15 protein-coding genes are annotated in these 15203 nt (G+C 69.7%); 7 read left to right on the top strand and 8 right to left on the bottom strand.

All coding sequences use genetic code 11. From position 1 onward, the window contains the following. Window positions 1-17 precede the first annotated feature (17 nt). From ABSY19_RS24240 to ABSY19_RS24230, 3 genes are all read right to left on the bottom strand, one after another. Window positions 18-470: an SRPBCC domain-containing protein gene (locus ABSY19_RS24240; RefSeq protein WP_382156605.1), complete on the bottom strand. Its 453-nt coding sequence runs from the start codon at window positions 468-470 to the stop codon at window positions 18-20. Then, the gene (locus tag ABSY19_RS24235; protein ID WP_382156603.1) at window positions 467-838 is read right to left on the bottom strand and encodes an ArsR/SmtB family transcription factor; all 372 of its coding nucleotides are present in this window, start codon (window positions 836-838) and stop codon (window positions 467-469) included. Before ABSY19_RS24235 ends, ABSY19_RS24240 begins: the two co-directional genes overlap by 4 nt. 121 nt (window positions 839-959) lie before the next feature. Next, window positions 960-1328 (bottom strand): DUF1428 domain-containing protein, encoded by a 369-nt coding sequence (locus ABSY19_RS24230; protein ID WP_382156601.1) that lies wholly within the window; start codon window positions 1326-1328, stop codon window positions 960-962. A gap of 252 nt (window positions 1329-1580) precedes the next feature. Here ABSY19_RS24230 and ABSY19_RS24225 point away from each other — a divergent pair, with 252 nt between their 5' ends. From ABSY19_RS24225 to ABSY19_RS24210, 4 genes are all read left to right on the top strand, one after another. Continuing rightward, the gene (locus ABSY19_RS24225) at window positions 1581-2390 is read left to right on the top strand and encodes a phosphatase PAP2 family protein (protein WP_382156599.1); all 810 of its coding nucleotides are present in this window, start codon (window positions 1581-1583) and stop codon (window positions 2388-2390) included. Window positions 2391-2414: 24 nt separating this feature from the next. Continuing rightward, window positions 2415-2909, top strand: a complete 495-nt coding sequence (locus ABSY19_RS24220) for a DUF1579 domain-containing protein (RefSeq protein WP_382156597.1) — start codon at window positions 2415-2417, stop codon at window positions 2907-2909. Window positions 2910-3052: 143 nt separating this feature from the next. Then, the gene (locus tag ABSY19_RS24215; protein WP_382156595.1) at window positions 3053-4168 is read left to right on the top strand and encodes a DUF4062 domain-containing protein; all 1116 of its coding nucleotides are present in this window, start codon (window positions 3053-3055) and stop codon (window positions 4166-4168) included. Between the two features lie 15 nt (window positions 4169-4183). Next, window positions 4184-5968, top strand: a complete 1785-nt coding sequence (locus tag ABSY19_RS24210) for an alkaline phosphatase family protein (RefSeq protein WP_382156593.1) — start codon at window positions 4184-4186, stop codon at window positions 5966-5968. 1 nt (window position 5969) lies between these two features. Here the strand turns inward: ABSY19_RS24210 and ABSY19_RS24205 are convergent, their stop codons facing one another. Further along, on the bottom strand, window positions 5970-6959 hold the full coding sequence (locus ABSY19_RS24205; RefSeq protein WP_382156591.1) for a cupin domain-containing protein: 990 nt from the start codon (window positions 6957-6959) through the stop codon (window positions 5970-5972). 92 nt (window positions 6960-7051) lie between these two features. Here ABSY19_RS24205 and ABSY19_RS24200 point away from each other — a divergent pair, with 92 nt between their 5' ends. From ABSY19_RS24200 to ABSY19_RS24190, 3 genes are read left to right on the top strand one after another with little or no spacing between them, the layout of a single operon-like run. Continuing rightward, window positions 7052-8191, top strand: coding sequence for an FAD-dependent monooxygenase (locus ABSY19_RS24200; protein ID WP_382156589.1), 1140 nt, complete (start codon window positions 7052-7054; stop codon window positions 8189-8191). Between the two features lie 31 nt (window positions 8192-8222). Continuing rightward, a complete protein-coding gene (locus ABSY19_RS24195) occupies window positions 8223-9206 on the top strand; it encodes a Bug family tripartite tricarboxylate transporter substrate binding protein (protein WP_382156587.1) in 984 nt (327 codons plus the stop codon). A gap of 13 nt (window positions 9207-9219) precedes the next feature. Next, window positions 9220-10800: a sulfatase gene (locus ABSY19_RS24190; protein ID WP_382156585.1), complete on the top strand. Its 1581-nt coding sequence runs from the start codon at window positions 9220-9222 to the stop codon at window positions 10798-10800. 47 nt (window positions 10801-10847) lie between these two features. On the opposite strand, the gene ABSY19_RS24185 is transcribed toward ABSY19_RS24190, so the two are convergent. The 4 genes from ABSY19_RS24185 to ABSY19_RS24170 are packed head-to-tail and all read right to left on the bottom strand — an operon-like array spanning window position 10848 to window position 15184. After that, a complete protein-coding gene (locus tag ABSY19_RS24185) occupies window positions 10848-11558 on the bottom strand; it encodes a CoxG family protein (RefSeq protein WP_382156583.1) in 711 nt (236 codons plus the stop codon). Further along, window positions 11548-12024, bottom strand: a complete 477-nt coding sequence (locus tag ABSY19_RS24180) for a (2Fe-2S)-binding protein (protein ID WP_382156581.1) — start codon at window positions 12022-12024, stop codon at window positions 11548-11550. Before ABSY19_RS24180 ends, ABSY19_RS24185 begins: the two co-directional genes overlap by 11 nt. A 15-nt stretch (window positions 12025-12039) precedes the next feature. After that, the gene (locus ABSY19_RS24175; protein WP_382156579.1) at window positions 12040-12906 is read right to left on the bottom strand and encodes an FAD binding domain-containing protein; all 867 of its coding nucleotides are present in this window, start codon (window positions 12904-12906) and stop codon (window positions 12040-12042) included. Beyond that, a complete protein-coding gene (locus ABSY19_RS24170; RefSeq protein WP_382156577.1) occupies window positions 12899-15184 on the bottom strand; it encodes a xanthine dehydrogenase family protein molybdopterin-binding subunit in 2286 nt (761 codons plus the stop codon). Before ABSY19_RS24170 ends, ABSY19_RS24175 begins: the two co-directional genes overlap by 8 nt. Window positions 15185-15203 lie beyond the last annotated feature (19 nt).

Here is a 15203-nt window from a genome sequence, read left to right as displayed (position 1 = left end):
CGCCTTGCCGCGCTCGTTCAGGCGCCGGTCTCACGCAGCGCGGCCTCAAGGCTGGCAAGGATCTGGGCCCAACCCTGGCGTGCACGGTCGGCGTAATCCTTCCACTCGGGCTGCATCTCCGCCGTGAGATGCAGCGTGCAGCCGCCGTCCGCTTCCGGCGTGATCTCGATGGTCACGATGTCGAAGGTCGGCGATGCGGCCGGGATACCGAATGTGAACACAAGCCGCCGTGGCCGCTCCATGACGAGGTACTCCCCGGTGTGCTCCACATCGCCGTCGGGACGCCTGTCGGTCAGCACGAACTGCCCGCCGACACGCGGGTCGATGTCGCAGCGGACCATCTCGCCGGTTTCAGTCGAGAACAGGAAGCGGCTCGCCAGGCGCGCATCGAGCCAGGCATCGAACACCCTCTCGGCCGGTTGGCGGAATCTGTGATGGACAGCAATTGCGAGATGGTCTTCGCTCTTCATGATCGATGGACTCCTTTGGTTTGCCGGGATGGAATTGCATCCTCCTCGTCCAGCAGCGCCTGCAGGCGCTGCAATCGGCCCGCCCAGTCGCGTTGGCGCGACTGAAGCCAGTCCGACGCCTCTGCCAGCGGTCGCGGTTCGAGACGCAGGATATGTTCGCGGCCAGAGCGGCGGCGCGTGACAAGGCCGGCGCGCTCCAGGATGCGGATGTGCTTGGACACGGAGTTGAGCGAGATGTCGAACGGCACGGCCACCTCGGTCACTCGGGCTTCGCCCAGGGACAACCGCGCCAGGATGGCGCGACGGGTCTCGTCGGCCAAGGCGACGAACATGTTGTCGAGTCGGTTGGCTGTCAACGCGTTATTCATTCACCCATTTTGGTGAATATTTATCAAGCTGTCAACAGAACTCGAGACGGGACGTTCCACCGCCTGCTCGCGAAGCGGAGCGTGCGCGCTGCGCAACATCCAGTGGCAGCGCTGCGCCCCATCAAGCCTTCACTTCAACCACCTGTTCAAAGCCGCCGAAGATCATGCGTTTGCCGTCGAAGGGCATGGGCGGGTTGCCGGGTTTGGACGGGTCCATGCGCGGGTCTTCCATCATCTTCTTCATGGCCGCGTCGCGCGTGGCTTTGTCCGGCCATTCGACCCACGAAAAGGCCACCGTCTCCTCGGCCGTCGCCTGGACCGCACGGCGAAAGTCGGTGACTTTGCCGTCGGGGACGTCGTCGCCCCAGCCCTCGATCACACGAAGGGCGCCCAGCTCGATGAATATCGGGTCGAACTGGCGTGCGTGTTCAATGAACTTCTGCTTGTTGGCGGTGGGAACGGCGATCACGAAACCATCGATGTAAGACATACCAGACTCCTGTGGGGTTGACCTGCAAGGTGCCCCCTGTGGGCACCTTGTAGCTACACGACGAACGACAGCAGGACAAATCGACACGACCTTCCAGCGTCAGGTCTCAACAGCCGCCGTGAACGTATCGAAGGACATGGTGAGCAATGCCGGAGCGCGAGGCTGTAGGACAGCCGCGCTTTTTGCGGGCGGGCTTCGCGTGCAAAAATCGACCGCAGCCGCGACGATCCAGCCAGGAGAGCACCAGCACCCATGGACAACGACCTGACCCAAGCCCTCGCCAGCGCCGAATGGCTCGGCCGCCACGCGGTCCCCGTGCTCGCCGCCGCGCTGGTGCTGGTGCTCATCGCCGTCACCGCCTTCGTCATCGGCTTCAGGCGCTACAGCCCCTACGCCGCGTGGGACCGCTGGCCGCGCCCGCTGCTGCTGGGCGTGTGCCTCGCGCTCGGCGCGGGTGTGCTGGTCGCCACGGCGTCCCTGTTCGCCGAGATGCTGGAGGTGTTCGACGCGGACGAGGAGATCGGCCAGTTCGACGTGCGGCTCACCGAGACCCTGGCGCGCGAGCTGCCGCCTTCTGCCCTGCGCTTCTTCGGCAACCTGACGCACCTGGGTGACCCTTTGCCGCTGACGCTGCTGGTGATCGGTGTGGGCGTGCTGTTGCTCGTTCGCCGGCGCACCTCGCTGGCCTTGGGCTGGGTGGTGGCGTGCGCGGGTGCGGGTTTGCTCAACCGGGTGCTCAAGCACATCTTCGAGCGGGTCCGCCCCTTGCACGAGCACGGCTTCGCGCAGGCCGATGGCTACAGCTTTCCCAGCGGGCACACCTCGGGTTCGCTGGTGGTGTACGGCATGCTGGCCTACTTGTGCCTGCGCTTGCTGCCGCCGCGCTGGCATCTGCCCAGCGTGCTGCTGGCCTCGGCCTTGGCTTTCAGCATCGGCTGGAGCCGCGTGATCCTGCAGGTGCATTGGGCGAGCGATGTGGTCGCCGGGTTCGCCTTCGGTGTGGCGTGGTTGACGGTGTGCATCGCGGCGATCGAGATCACCCGGCGCCGCGCCCGCGCGTAGCCGGTCGGTTCGGAAGGAGACATCATGGGTCGCAAGGAATTCGAAGTCTCGCTGGCGGGCGGCGTGCACGCCCAGATGGCGCGCATGGCAGGGCAGTGGCAGGGGCGCTTTCGCCTCTGGTTCGAGCCGGGCGAGCCGGCCGAAGACTCGGTGCAGCGCGGCAGCATCCGCGTGCTTCTCGGTGGCCGCGTGCTGTTGCACGAGTACAGCGGCCACTGCGGCGGTGAGCCCATGGAAGGTGTGGCGCTGATCGCGCACCACCTCGACGAGCGCCGCTACGAGTCGGCGTGGGCCGAGAGTTTCGGCACGGGCACGTCCCTCATGTTCAGCACCGGCACGCCTGGCGACCCGCGCCTGTCGATGCTGGGCAGCTACGCCGACGGCCAGGGCGGCCCGCGCTGGGGCTGGCGCACCGCGATCGATCAGCCGGACGACGACACGCTGGACCTGCGCATGTACAACATCTCGCCCACCGGCGAAGAGGCCTTGGCCGTCGAGGTGAATTACCGCCGCGTCTGACATGCACAGATGGGGTAAGAGCAGCGGCGAAACGGGCGCCAGCGGTTGATGCCGAGGGAAATCTTGCCCAGAATCCAGCAGCGTCCTCTGGCGCAAGACCTGCGGGCCGATCCGCCAGGTTCAACAACAACAAGGAACGCCTCTTGGCCAAGTCTCTCATCCGCGTGATGCTCTCCAGCCGTTGCCTGGACCCCTGCCCCGCCGACAGCAAGACCACCTTGACGGACCTGCGCCAGGCGCTGAAAGCCGAGATCGAGTCCGCGCAGGTGCTGGGGCGAAAGCTGTTCGAGGTCTGGATCAACGAAGACGCGCCGCCCGCCGAAGGCACGCAGGACAGCTGGGATGCCTGCCTGCAGGCCGTGCGCGACTGCGATGTGCTCATCGTGCTGAGCAACGGCAACGCGGGCTGGGCCGCGGGCGAGCAGGACATCGGCATCTGCCACGCGGAGTACATGGAGGGCCTTCGCTCGGCGCAGGCGAAGGTGCGCCTGGTGGCGCTGCCGACCGTGGCCGAGGCCAAGGGCGCGGCGGGTGAGCGCAACCGGCGCTTCCAGGACTACCTCTCGCGGCAGACGGCCTTCCGGGGCGGAGAGGTGAAGACCGTGGCCGACGCGAAGAAGCGCGTGTTCGAGGCGCTCTCGGATGCCGTGATCTCGCTGGCGCAACGCGGCGTGCAGGCCAGCGCCTCGACGCGCTTCGATGTCGGCGCGGCCCTGGACTGGACCCGGCTCGATTTCCGCCAGCGGAAGGCGGCGATGGAATCGACGCTCAGGACGGCGCTGGGCGGGCTGCAGGGGGCCAAGGTGGTGGACGGCGGTGTGGTGGTCAAGCTGGACGGCAAGGACGTGGCGGTGGTGGTTCACGCGATTCCGGCCTCGTTCGGCGTGGCCGCCGCGCGCGAACTGGTGGGGCGGCCCTTTCTGGAGGATCACCAGCGCATCGACTTGCTGGCTTCGGCGCATGGGCCGCTGCATCTGATCGCCTGCCACCGGGGCGCGACGGAGACCCAGGCCACCTCGCTGCTGGGGTTTCCGGGCGCGACGGTGGTGAGCGGCCCCTTCGGGGTGTTCGTGGCGGACGACGTGCAGAAGGTGCAGTTCGCCTTCCTGGCCAACTGCCGCGACGACTCGCAGACGCGCCACGCGAGCCAACGGTTTTTCGAGTGGCTGCAGCAGACGGGTGAGGCGGCGCTGGTGGCGCGCAGGGCGGTGTCGCGCGCGCGGATCGTCAAGGTGGTGGCCAAGGAAATGAATGCTTGAAGGGAGCTTGAACACATGAACGAAAAAGATCTTCTGCTGGGGCCGGTGCTGTCGTTCCGCGGCATCGGCAAAGGCGATGTCTGGAAGGTGACGGCGCTGGTGGGCATCAAGGCCGGCGCGCCGGTGCCTGCGCTGGAGGTGGACGGCAAGGCCTGCCCCGCACCGAAGGAGCTGCTGGCCATCCCCGGCGAACGCTATCTGCGCTACGACGTTTCCTGCAAGGTCCTGAAGAGCGAGCGCACGGTGAGCTACGGCGTGCCGGGCGGACCGACGTGGCGCATGACGGTGCCGGGCAAGGATTTCTCGCCGCGCATGGCCTATGTGTCGTGCAACGGGTTTTCCGACCCGGCCGTGATGCGCAAGCTCATCCGCACGTCCGATGCGGTGTGGGAAGACCTGCTCTACAGCCACGACCGCGCGCTGCGCCGCAAGCAAGGTTCTGGCGAAGTGAAGCTGCTGGACAAGGAGCAGCTGTGGCACGAGAAGCGCATCCATGAAAAAGGTCTGCAGCGCTTTCATCTGATGCTCATGGGCGGCGACCAGATCTACTTCGATTCGATCTGGGAAGACATCAAGGCGCTGCGGCAGTGGGTGGCCTTGCCCCGGCAGGCGCAGCTGGACTTCAAGGTCACCAAGGCGCTCGAGCGCGAGATCGAGGACTATTACTTCACCCTGTACAAGCAGCGCTGGCTCCCCAAAGAGCGCAAGCCCTGGTCGTCGCCCACGGCCACGCTGGACGCGAGCGCGGCGATGGCATCCATCCCCACCGTGATGATGTGGGACGACCACGACATCTTCGACGGCTGGGGTTCGTACAGCTGCGAGATGCAGAACAGCCCGCTCTTCCAGGCGCTGTTCCGCCACGCGCGGCGCGCCTTCTGGGTGTTCCAGATGCAGCATGCCCTGGGCGATCTACCCGAGCTGCAGGACACGACGCCGGCGGGCTTCTCGCGGCAGGACCCGATGCTCAAGCCCATCGCCTGGAGCCAGGTGCTGGCCAAGGACGCGCAGGCCCTGCCCTTGCTGGACGACCAGCCCGGGTTCACCTCGGCCTACGCCGTCGGGCCGGTGGCCATCGTCGCGGCCGACCTGCGCACCGAGCGCTCGCGCGCGCAGGTGATGGGGTCGGACACCTGGGGCCGGATCAAGAAGTGGACGAACAGCCTGGCGCCCGGCGGCACGAAGGCGCAGCCCAGCAGCGGGTGCCAGCATTTGCTGTTCATGTCTTCGGTGCCGGTGGTGCACCCGAAGCTGCCCCTGGCCGAGTTGCTGATGGACAAGTTCGGGCAGGACCACGTCACCGACAGCAATGCCGACGACCTGAAGGACCACTGGTCACACGACGACCACGAGGGCGAGCGCAAGCGCCTGCTGGAGGTGCTCTCCCAACTGTCGCGCGACAAGAAGATCCGCGTGTCCCTGGTGTCCGGCGATGTGCACGTCGCGGCCTGGGGCACGGCCTACCGCAAGGACCTGCCGGCCACGGAGACCTGGTCCCAGATCCATCAGTTCACCTCGTCGGCCGTGGTGCATCCCTCGCTCATGGGGGTGATGGAGCGGCTGTTTCTCTCGTGGCTGAACAGCAATGCCAAGCAGCCGCAGAACATCGACGTGCAGTACGTCGCGGAGGTGATGCCCTTCCCGGGGCACGACAAGCATGTGATGGCGGCCCGCAACTGGCTGGCCCTGGAGCTGGACATGGGGTCGGCCGAGGGCTGCAAGCTGTGGGCCACCTGGCGCTGCGAAACCGAGACCAGCTTTTCCAACCACCTGCTGGCCGTGGCGCCCATCGCGCCCTGAGTCAGTCCCCCGCCGACGCCGTGTGCGGATCGGTCATGGCGGTGCGGCGCGCCACCTCGTGCTTGGCATACGCCGTGGGCGACAGGCCCGACCAGCGCCGGAACGCGCGCGCGAACACCTTGTCGGACTCGTAGCCCGCGTCCTGCGCCACCTGGGCCAGCGGCAGGTGGCCGGCTTCCAGCTGTTCGGCCGCGAGCGCCATGCGGTGCCCGCCCAGGTAACCCATGGGCGTGTCGCCCACCAGGGCCTTGAAGCGGTCGCTGAAGCGCGAGCGCGACATGGCGGCTTCGCGCGCCAGGGTCTCCACCGTCCAGCTGCGCGCGGGCTCGCGGTGCATGGCGGCGATGGCGCGCGCGATGGCGGGGTCGGACAGGCCGCGCCACCAGTTGGCCTCCACCGGGCCGGCGCCGCGCAGCAGGTGGCCGCGCAGGATGTTGATGAGCAGCAGCTCGCCCATGCGGCTGGCCGAAAGGCGCCAGCCCGGGCGCTGGTCCAGCGTTTCGGTGACGAGTGTTTCCATGGACGCGGCCAGGATCACGGCCGTGGGCAGTTCGCTCGCGCGCACATGGATGAGCGGCGGCAGCACGCTGAGCACGGAGTGCCGGCAGTAGGCCGAGAACCAGAGCAGCGCGCTGAACATTTCGCAGCCTTCGCCGCCGCCGCCGTGGCGCAGGTCCAGCGGCGCTTCGTCGCGCGCGCCGGGCGTGCGCTGGGTGAGCAGCTGGGCGAAGGGCACGGTGGGCGCGTCGGGCGCGGAGCCCATGCGGTGGGCCGCGCCCAGCGGCATCATCACCAGATCGCCGGGCTCCACGCGCAGTGGCCCGCCGCCGCCGGCCGCTTCCACCCACCAGGGCGCGCCGCGCGCCATGCGGATCATGGCGGCGCCAGACACCCCATTGGAATGCAAGCCCCAGGGCGCAGACAGGTGGAACCGGGCCGTGACCGCGCGTTCGGCGCGGCAGATGGCGAGCACTTCGCTGAGGACATCCATGGACGAATCGTACCCATTTCGGGCGCCCAAGCGGTTGAGTGCGCGGGGCCCGCGCTCAACAATGCACGCTTCGACATTGCAGGAGCAGCCCCATGAGCAGTTTGAGAATCGGTATCGCCGGCGGCGGTGTGGGCGGTCTGGCCGCCGCGATCGCCTTGCGCAAGCAGGGCCACGAGGTGACCGTGTTCGAGCAGGCCAAGGGCTTCTCGCGCGTGGGCGCGGACATCAACCTCACGCCCAACGTGGTGCGCGCCATCGACGGCCTGGGCGCCGGTGCCTTCATCCGCCGCACCGGCGCCCAGCCCACCTTCCGCATCAGCCGCGACTGGGACACGGGCAAGGAAACCTCGCGCCTGGGCATGGGCAACGTCGCCGAAGAGCAGTACGGCGCGCCGCAGGTCACGATCCACCGCGCCGACATCCTGGCCGCGCTGGCCGAGCAGTTCCCCATCGAGCAGATCGCGTTCGACAAGCGCCTGAAGACGCTGAGCCAGAACGACGCGGGCGTGACCCTGCAGTTCGACGACGGCAGCGAAGCCACCTTCGACGTGGTGGTGGGCGCCGACGGCATCCACTCGCGCGTGCGCACCGCCCTGTTCGGCGAGGAAAGCCCGCGCTTCACCGGCGTGGTGTCGTTCCGCTCGGTGGTGCCCACCGAGCGCGTGAAGCACGTGCCCGAGATCGAGGCCTTCACCAAGTGGTGGGGCCCCAACCCGCAGAGCCAGATCGTCACCTTCCCGCTCAACCAGGGCAAGGAGACCTTCGTCTTCGCCACCACCGGCCAGGAGAGCTGGACCGAAGAGTCCTGGACCAGCCCGGGCGACGTGCACGAGCTGCGCGGTTTCTACAAGGACTTCCACGCCGACGCCCGCGCCCTGCTCGAGGCCTGCGACACCACGCTCAAGAGCGCGCTGTACGAGCGCGAGCCGCTGCCGCAGTGGTCGCAGGGCACGGTGACCCTGCTGGGCGATGCCTGCCACCCCATGCTGCCCTTCATGGCGCAAGGCGCGGGCATGGCGATCGAAGACGCGGTGGTGCTGGGCCGCGCGCTGGCCGGTGTGGGCACCCGTGCGCAGGCCACCGAGGCGCTGCGCCGCTACGAGACGACGCGCCAGGAGCGCACGGCCAAGATCCAGATCGGTTCGCGCGGCAACCAGTGGATGAAGGGCCAGGGCAACGCCGACTGGGTCTACGGCTACGACGCCTGGAACGTGCCGCTCGCCCAGGCCTGAGATTTCCCCACCTTTCCCTAGGAGACACACCATGAAAAACCAGAAACGCCACTTCACCCTGGGCCTGATCGGCCTCGCGCTCGCCTCGGCCCTGCCCTTCGCGGCGGCGCAGACCTTCCCGAGCAAGCCCATCACCATCGTGGTGCCCTTCCCGCCCGGCGGCGGCCCCGACCTGGCCGCGCGCGTGCTGGCCGAGAAGATGGCGCCCAAGCTGGGCCAGCCGGTGGTGGTGGACAACCGCCCCGGCGCCGGTGCGCTGCTGGGTGCCGGCGCGGTGGCGCGCTCGACCGCCGACGGCCACACCGTGCTGCTCACGCCCAACACCATGGTGATCTCGCCCCACGTGCTGCCGGCCGGCGCGGGCGGTGGCGTGGACGTGCACAAGGACCTGGTGCCCGTGATCTCGCCCGCCACCACGCCCATGGTGCTGGTGGCCAACCCCTCGCTGGGCGTGACCAACCTCAAGGCCGCGCTGGATGCCGCGCGCAAGTCGCCCGGCCTGCCCTACGGCAGCCCCGGCAACGGCTCGCCCATGCACTTCGCGGGCGAGATGCTCAAGAGCGCGGCCAAGGTCGATCTGATGCACGTGCCCTACCGTGGCGTGGGCCCCTCCATCACCGCCGCGCTCAGCGGCGAGGTCAAGCTGCTGTTCACCGGCCTGGGTGGCGCGGTGCCGCACATCAAGGGCGGCAAGCTGGTGCCGCTGGCGCTGACCGAAAAGAAGCGCTCGCCGCTGCTGCCGGATGTGCCCACCGCGACCGAACAAGGCGTGAGCGGCGTCGAGGTGAACGCCTGGTACGGTGTGTTCGTGCCGACCGGCACGCCCGCGCCGGTGATCGCGCGCCTGAACCAGGCCTTCAACGAAGCGCTGCAGCTGCCCGACGTGCGCGAGAAGCTCGCCGGCGCCGGCCTGGACGTGCTGGGCGGCACGCCGCAGGTGCTGGCCGACTTCATGAAGGCCGACAACGAGCGCTACGGCAAGCTGGCCAAGGAACTCAACATCAAGGCCGACTGAGGCGCACGGCGGCATGGCACGGCGACCGAACTTCCTGCTGTTCATCACCGACCAGCACCGCGCCGACCACCTCGGCTGCTACGGCAACACCGAGGTGCGCACGCCGCACATCGACGCGCTGGCGGCGCAGGGCTGCCGCTTCGACGACTTCCACGTCGCCACGCCCATCTGCCAGCCCAACCGCGCCTCGCTCATGACCGGGCGCCTGCCCAGCGTGCACGGGCTGCAGATGAACGGGCGCGAGCTCTCGCTGGGCGAGCGCACTTTCGTGGAGACCTTGCGCGAGGCCGGCTACCAGACCGCGCTGGTGGGCAAGTCGCACCTGCAGAACATCACCACCCTGCCCACGGCCTGGCCCGGCAAGGGCCCGCGCCGCCCGCACGAGGCCTTGCGCCCCTACCCGGGGCGCTACGGCCAGGAGGTGTGGCAGCGCTGGGAGGAAGACCCGGCCCACGAGCTGGAGCTGCCCTACTACGGCTTCGAGCAGGTCGCGCTCACCATCGGCCACGCCGACGAGCAGCACGGCCACTGGCGGCGCTGGCTGCGGCAGCAGACGCCCGACGCGGACCGCCTGATCGGCCCCGCCCACGCGATCCCCACGCCCGACCTGCACCTTGCGCGCATCGGCCACGCCTGGCGCACGCGCGTGCCCGAGGCGCTGTACCCCACGGCCTACATCGCCGAGCAGACCTGCCACGCGCTGGACCGCATGGCGAGCGCGGAGCAGCCGTTCTTCATCCAGTGCTCGTTCCCCGACCCGCACCACCCCTTCACGCCGCCCGGCCGCTACTGGGACCTGTTCCGGCCCGACGACGTGTCGCTGCCCGCGTCGTTCCACGCCGAGCTGACCGACCCGCCACCGCCGGTGCAATGGCTGCGCGAGCAGCGCCGCCACAACCCCGCGTTCCGCCCCGGCTACGGCAGCTTCGCCTGCTCCGAACAGGAAGCGCGCGAGGCCATCGCACTGAACCATGGCAGCCTGGCCAACATCGACGACCACATCGGCCTGGTGATGGCGCGGCTGCGCGCGCTCGGGCTGGACGAACACACGGTGGTGATGTTCACCAGCGACCACGGCGACCTGCTGGGCGAGCGCGGCCTGATGTTCAAGGGCGGCCTGCACTACCCCGCCCTCACCCGCGTGCCCTTCATCTGGCGCGATGGCGCGCAGGCGCCGGCCACGGCGGCCTCGGCCGCGCTGACGCAGACCATCGACATCGCGGCCACCGTGCTGGAGCGCGCCGGCCTGGAGCCCACCAACGGCATGCAGGGCGCTTCCCTGCTGCCGGTGGTCACCGGCCAGGCGAGCGGGGTGCGCCAGCAACTGCTGATCGAGGAAGAAAGCCAGCGCAGCGATTTCGGCATGGACCGCCGCGTGCGCATGCGCACCCTGCGCAACCACGACCACCGCCTCACGGTGTACGACGGCCAGCCCTGGGGCGAGCTCTACGACCTGCGGCAGGACCCGCTGGAGCTGCGCAACCTGTGGGCCGACGCGGCCTCGCTGCCGCTGCGGCAGTCGCTCATGGAGCAGCTGGCGCGCGCCATGCTCACGGCGGCGGACACCAGCCCCTACCCGGGCGCCGCCGCATAAAAAAAAGGCCCGCTCGAGCGGGCCTTTTTTTTTGAAGATGCGGTGGGTCAGACCAGCGTGCGCAGCCAGGCCGCGCAGTCCTGCGAGGCCTGCACCGGCCAGTGCACGGTGATGGTGGTGTCGCCGCGCCGCACTTCCACGCGGATGTCCTGACCCGAGCCGCCCCGCAGGCGCGCCCAGAAGCCGGGGCGTCGCGCGCTCGCCGCCGGCGGCGTGGGTTCGGGGCGCGCCGGGGGCGGCGGCACCGGCTCCACGGGCGCGGCCGCTTCGACGACCACCGGGGGCACCGGCACGTCCACCGCCGCCCCGGTGCCGCCGGCCAGGCGCGCCGCCGCGTTGACGCCGAACTCGTCCCACATGCGGTCGGCCTTGGTCTTCATCACGCCCAGGCCGAAGGTGCCCATGCGGCCGAGCACGTCCACCTTGACCTTCATGCGCAGCTCGGTGCCGCCGCCCTCGCGCTCCTGCAGCCACATCTCGCTGTTCTGCTTGAGCGAGCTGGCCACCGAGGCGTCCTCGCCCGTGCCTTCGGCGCGCAGGTAGCGCGGTTCGTCGCGCTCGACGATGCGGGTCTTGAGCTTGAAGCGCGCGCTGATGAAGGCGATCTTCACCTTCATCACGGCCACGTACTCGTCGTCGCTCACGACGTCGATGGACTCCATGCCAGGCACGCAGGCGCCCATGGCATTCGGGTCCAGCAGCAGGGCCCAGACGCGCGCCGGCGGCGCGTCCAGCAACAGGGTTTTTTCAATTTCCACGCATCTTCTCCGCAGCGGTCAGGATGGATTCGACGATCTGGGTGTAGCCGGTGCAGCGGCAGAGGTTGCCGTTGAGGCCATGGCGCACCTCGTCTTCGCTCGGCGAGGGGTTGGCCGCCAGCATCGCGCACGAGGTCATGAGGAAGCCCGGCGTGCAGTAGCCGCATTGCAGGCCGCCGCATTGCATGAAGCTCTCCTGCAAGGGGTGCAGGGTCTCGCCCTGCGACAGGCCTTCCACCGTGGTGACGCTGCGGCCGTCGTGTTGCACGGCCAGGCTCAGGCAGGACTTGACGACCTGCCCGTCGACCAGCACCGAGCAGGCGCCGCAGATGCCGGTTTCGCAGCCGCGCTTGGTGCCGGTGAGGTGCAGGTCGTCGCGCAGGAAGTCGGACAGCAGGCGCCGCGCGGGCACGGTGCTCTGCACGGCCTCGCCGTTGACGGTGAGGGTGATGGGGTGTTGGCTCATGGCTAGGGTCTGTTCCTATTTCTGGGGCAGGCCGAACAGGCCCGCGATGTTGCGCCGCGCGACCACGCGCACCATGTCGCGCCGGAAGTCGGCGTCGCCCCGGGCGTCGGACACGGGTTCGATGTCGGCGGCGACGATGTCGGCGGCCTCGGCCGCCACGTCGGCGGTGAGGGTCTTGCCGGCCAGGTACGCCTCGGCGCGCGGCAGGCGCACGGGGATGGGGGTGGACGCACCGACGGCGATGCGCGCCTCGGTGCAGACCGCGCCGTGGCGCCGCGCGACGAAAGCCACGCTGACCAGCGGCCGGTGCTCGGCCGCCGTGCGCAGGAAGCGCGCGTACTGGCCGCTCGCGTCGGCGGGCAGCGCGGGCACGCGGATCTCGCTGAGCAGCTCGTCGGGTTCGAGCGCGGTGGTGTAGTAGTCCACCAGGAAGTCGCTCAGGGCCAGCACGCGCTCGCCGCGCGCGCTGGCGAGCACCACCTGCGCGTTCAGCGCCAGCAGGCAGCCCGGTGGGTCGGTGGACGGGTCGGCGTAGCAGAGGTTGCCGCCGATCGTGCCCTGGTTGCGCACCTGCGGGTTGGCCACGCGCGCGGCCATGCTGGCGAGCATGGGAAAGCGCTCGCGCACCAGGGGCGAGGCGGCCACCTCGGCGTGCAGCGTGAGCGCGCCGATGCGCAGGCCGCCGCGCTCGTCCAGCGCGATGCCGCGCAGCGCGCCGAGCCGGCCCAGCGACACCAGGTGCGAGGGCGTGAGCATGCGCTGGCGCATGCCGAGCATGAGCGCGGTGCCGCCCGCGATCACGCGGCACTCGTCGCCCAGGTCGGCCAGCATGCGGCTGGCCTCGGCCACGCTGTCGGGTTCGAGGAAGTCGAAGTCAAGCATGGGCCGCCTCCTTCAGGGCGCGCAGCGCGGCCAGCACTTTCTGCGGCGTGATGGGCAGGTCGGTGATGCGCACACCCACCGCGTGGTACACCGCGTTGGCGATCGCCGGCGCGCCCGGCAGGATGGCGGTCTCGCTCGCGCCCTTGGCGCCGTGCGGGCCGTTGGGTTCGTGGGATTCCACCAGCCCGCCGCGCAGCAGGGGCACGGCGTCGGCGGTGGGCATGTTGTAGTCGGCGAAGTTGCCGTTCATGAGGCGGCCGCCTTCGAGCTGCAGCTGCTCGTAGAGCGTCCAGCCCATGGCCTGCACGGTGGCGCCGTTGGTCTGTCCGTGGATCGCTAGCGGGTTGAGGGCCTTGCCGCAGTCGTCGCTGACGTAGCTGTCGATCACCGTGACCTGCCCGGTCTGCGTGTCCACCTCGACCTCGACCGCCTGCGCGGCGAACGAGTAGGCGGGCGCGATGTTGCCGTGGACCTGGTCGTCGTGCATCTGGGTCTTGGCGTCCCAGCTGCCCATGACCTGGATGCCTTCGCCGCCGTGGCGCCAGATGTGCTGGCGCGCCACCTCGGCCAGCGTGCGCCGCTGCCCGGGTTGCTCGCGCACGCGGATGTGGCCTTCGGCGATCTCCAGCTGGTCGGCTGGCGCACCGAGCATCTGCGCGGCCAGGGCGAAGAGCTTGTCGCGCGCGGCCTGCGCGGCCACGATGGCGGCGTTGCCGGCCGCCATGGTCACGCGCGAGGCCAGCGTGCCGATGCAGAACGGCGCGCTGTCGGTGTCGGGCGCGACCACGAGCACGTGGGCCAATGGCACGTTGAGCTCGTGGGCCACGATCTGGCTCAGCATGGTCATGGCGCCCTGCCCCATGTCGCCTTCGCTGCAATGCACCACCAGGCGGCCGTCTTCGTTGACCTTGATCATCACGGTGGAGCCGTCCCAGTTGCCGATGGTGCGGTTGCCGCTCACGTGCATGGCCGCGGCCATGCCCACGCCGCGCCGGCGGCTGCCCGTGCCCGGCGCCCGCGTGCGCTTCTGATGCCAGCCGATGGCTTCGGTGCACTGGGCGATGCATTCGAGCAGGCCGGTGCTGCCGATCTGCCAGCCGTGGATGGAGGTCTCGCCACGGCCGATGGCGTTGCGCTGGTGGATCTCCACCGGATCGAGCCCGAGCCGCTCGGCCATCGTGTGGATGTGGCTGTTGAGCGCGAACAGCATCTGCGTGCCGCCGAAGCCGCGAAACGCGCCGTGCGGTGGCGTGTGCGTGTAGGCCATGGTGGCGTGCGAGCGCACGTGCTGCAGCCGGTGCATGTTGTCGCTGCGCATGGCGCTCACGTGCATGACCTCGGGCGAGAGGCCGCAGTAGGCGCCGCAGTCGGCCACGATGTGCACGTCCTTGGCGACGATCAGGCCCTCGCGCGTCATGCCCAGCTTGAGCGTGATGCGCTCGGGCACGCTGGAGCAGGCGGCCTGGAAGTCCTCCAGCCGGTTGTTGACGAGGCGCACCGCGCGCCCGGTCTTGAGCGCGAGCAGGCCGGCGACGAGCTGGTTGTCGTCCTCGACGATCTTGCCGCCGAAGCCCCCGCCCACGGTGGCCGCCTGCACCCGCACGCGCGAGACCGGCAGCTCCAGCGCGGCGGCCAGGCGCGCGCGCGCCAGGAACACCGACTGCGTCGAGGTCCAGACCTGCAGGCGGCCGTCCGCGTCGATCGCCGCCACGCTGGCCATGGGCTCGAGGTAGCCCGGGTACTGCGCGTGCGTGGTGTAGGTCGCCTCATGGATCAAGTCCGCCTGCGCGAACCCGGCGTCCACGCTGCCGCGCTCGAAGCGGATCTCGTGCGCCACGTTGCCGCGCCCGGGGTGCACGCCGGGCGCGCCCTCGGCCAGCGCTTCCTCGGGGGTCAGCAGCGGCGGCAGTTCCTCGTACTCGATGTGGATCAGGTCCAGCGCGTCGCGCGCGATCTCTTCGGTGGTGGCCGCCACGGCCGCCACCTCTTCGCCCGCGAAGCGCACCACGCCCTCGGCCAGGATGCGGCGCTCCTTCTGGTGCACGCCCCACATCGTGCGCGGCGCGTCGGCGCCGGTGAGCACCGCCTTGACACCAGGCAGGGCCAGCGCCGCCGAGGTGTCCACGCGGACGATGCGCGCATGGGGGTAAGGGCTGCGCAGGATCTTGCCGTGCAGCATGCCGGCGACCTTGATGTCGCCGGCGTACACCGCGCGGCCCAGCACCTTGGCGCGGGCGTTGACCTGCGGCGTGTCGCGGCCCAGGGTGGATTCGCTCATGGGAGTTCCTCGCCTGGGC

Origin of the sequence: Hydrogenophaga sp. ANAO-22, from assembly GCF_042466645.1 — a bacterium.
Lineage (GTDB): Bacteria > Pseudomonadota > Gammaproteobacteria > Burkholderiales > Burkholderiaceae_C > Hydrogenophaga.
Note: the sequence above shows the minus strand (reverse complement) of the source record. Positions and strands in the feature narration are given on the sequence as shown.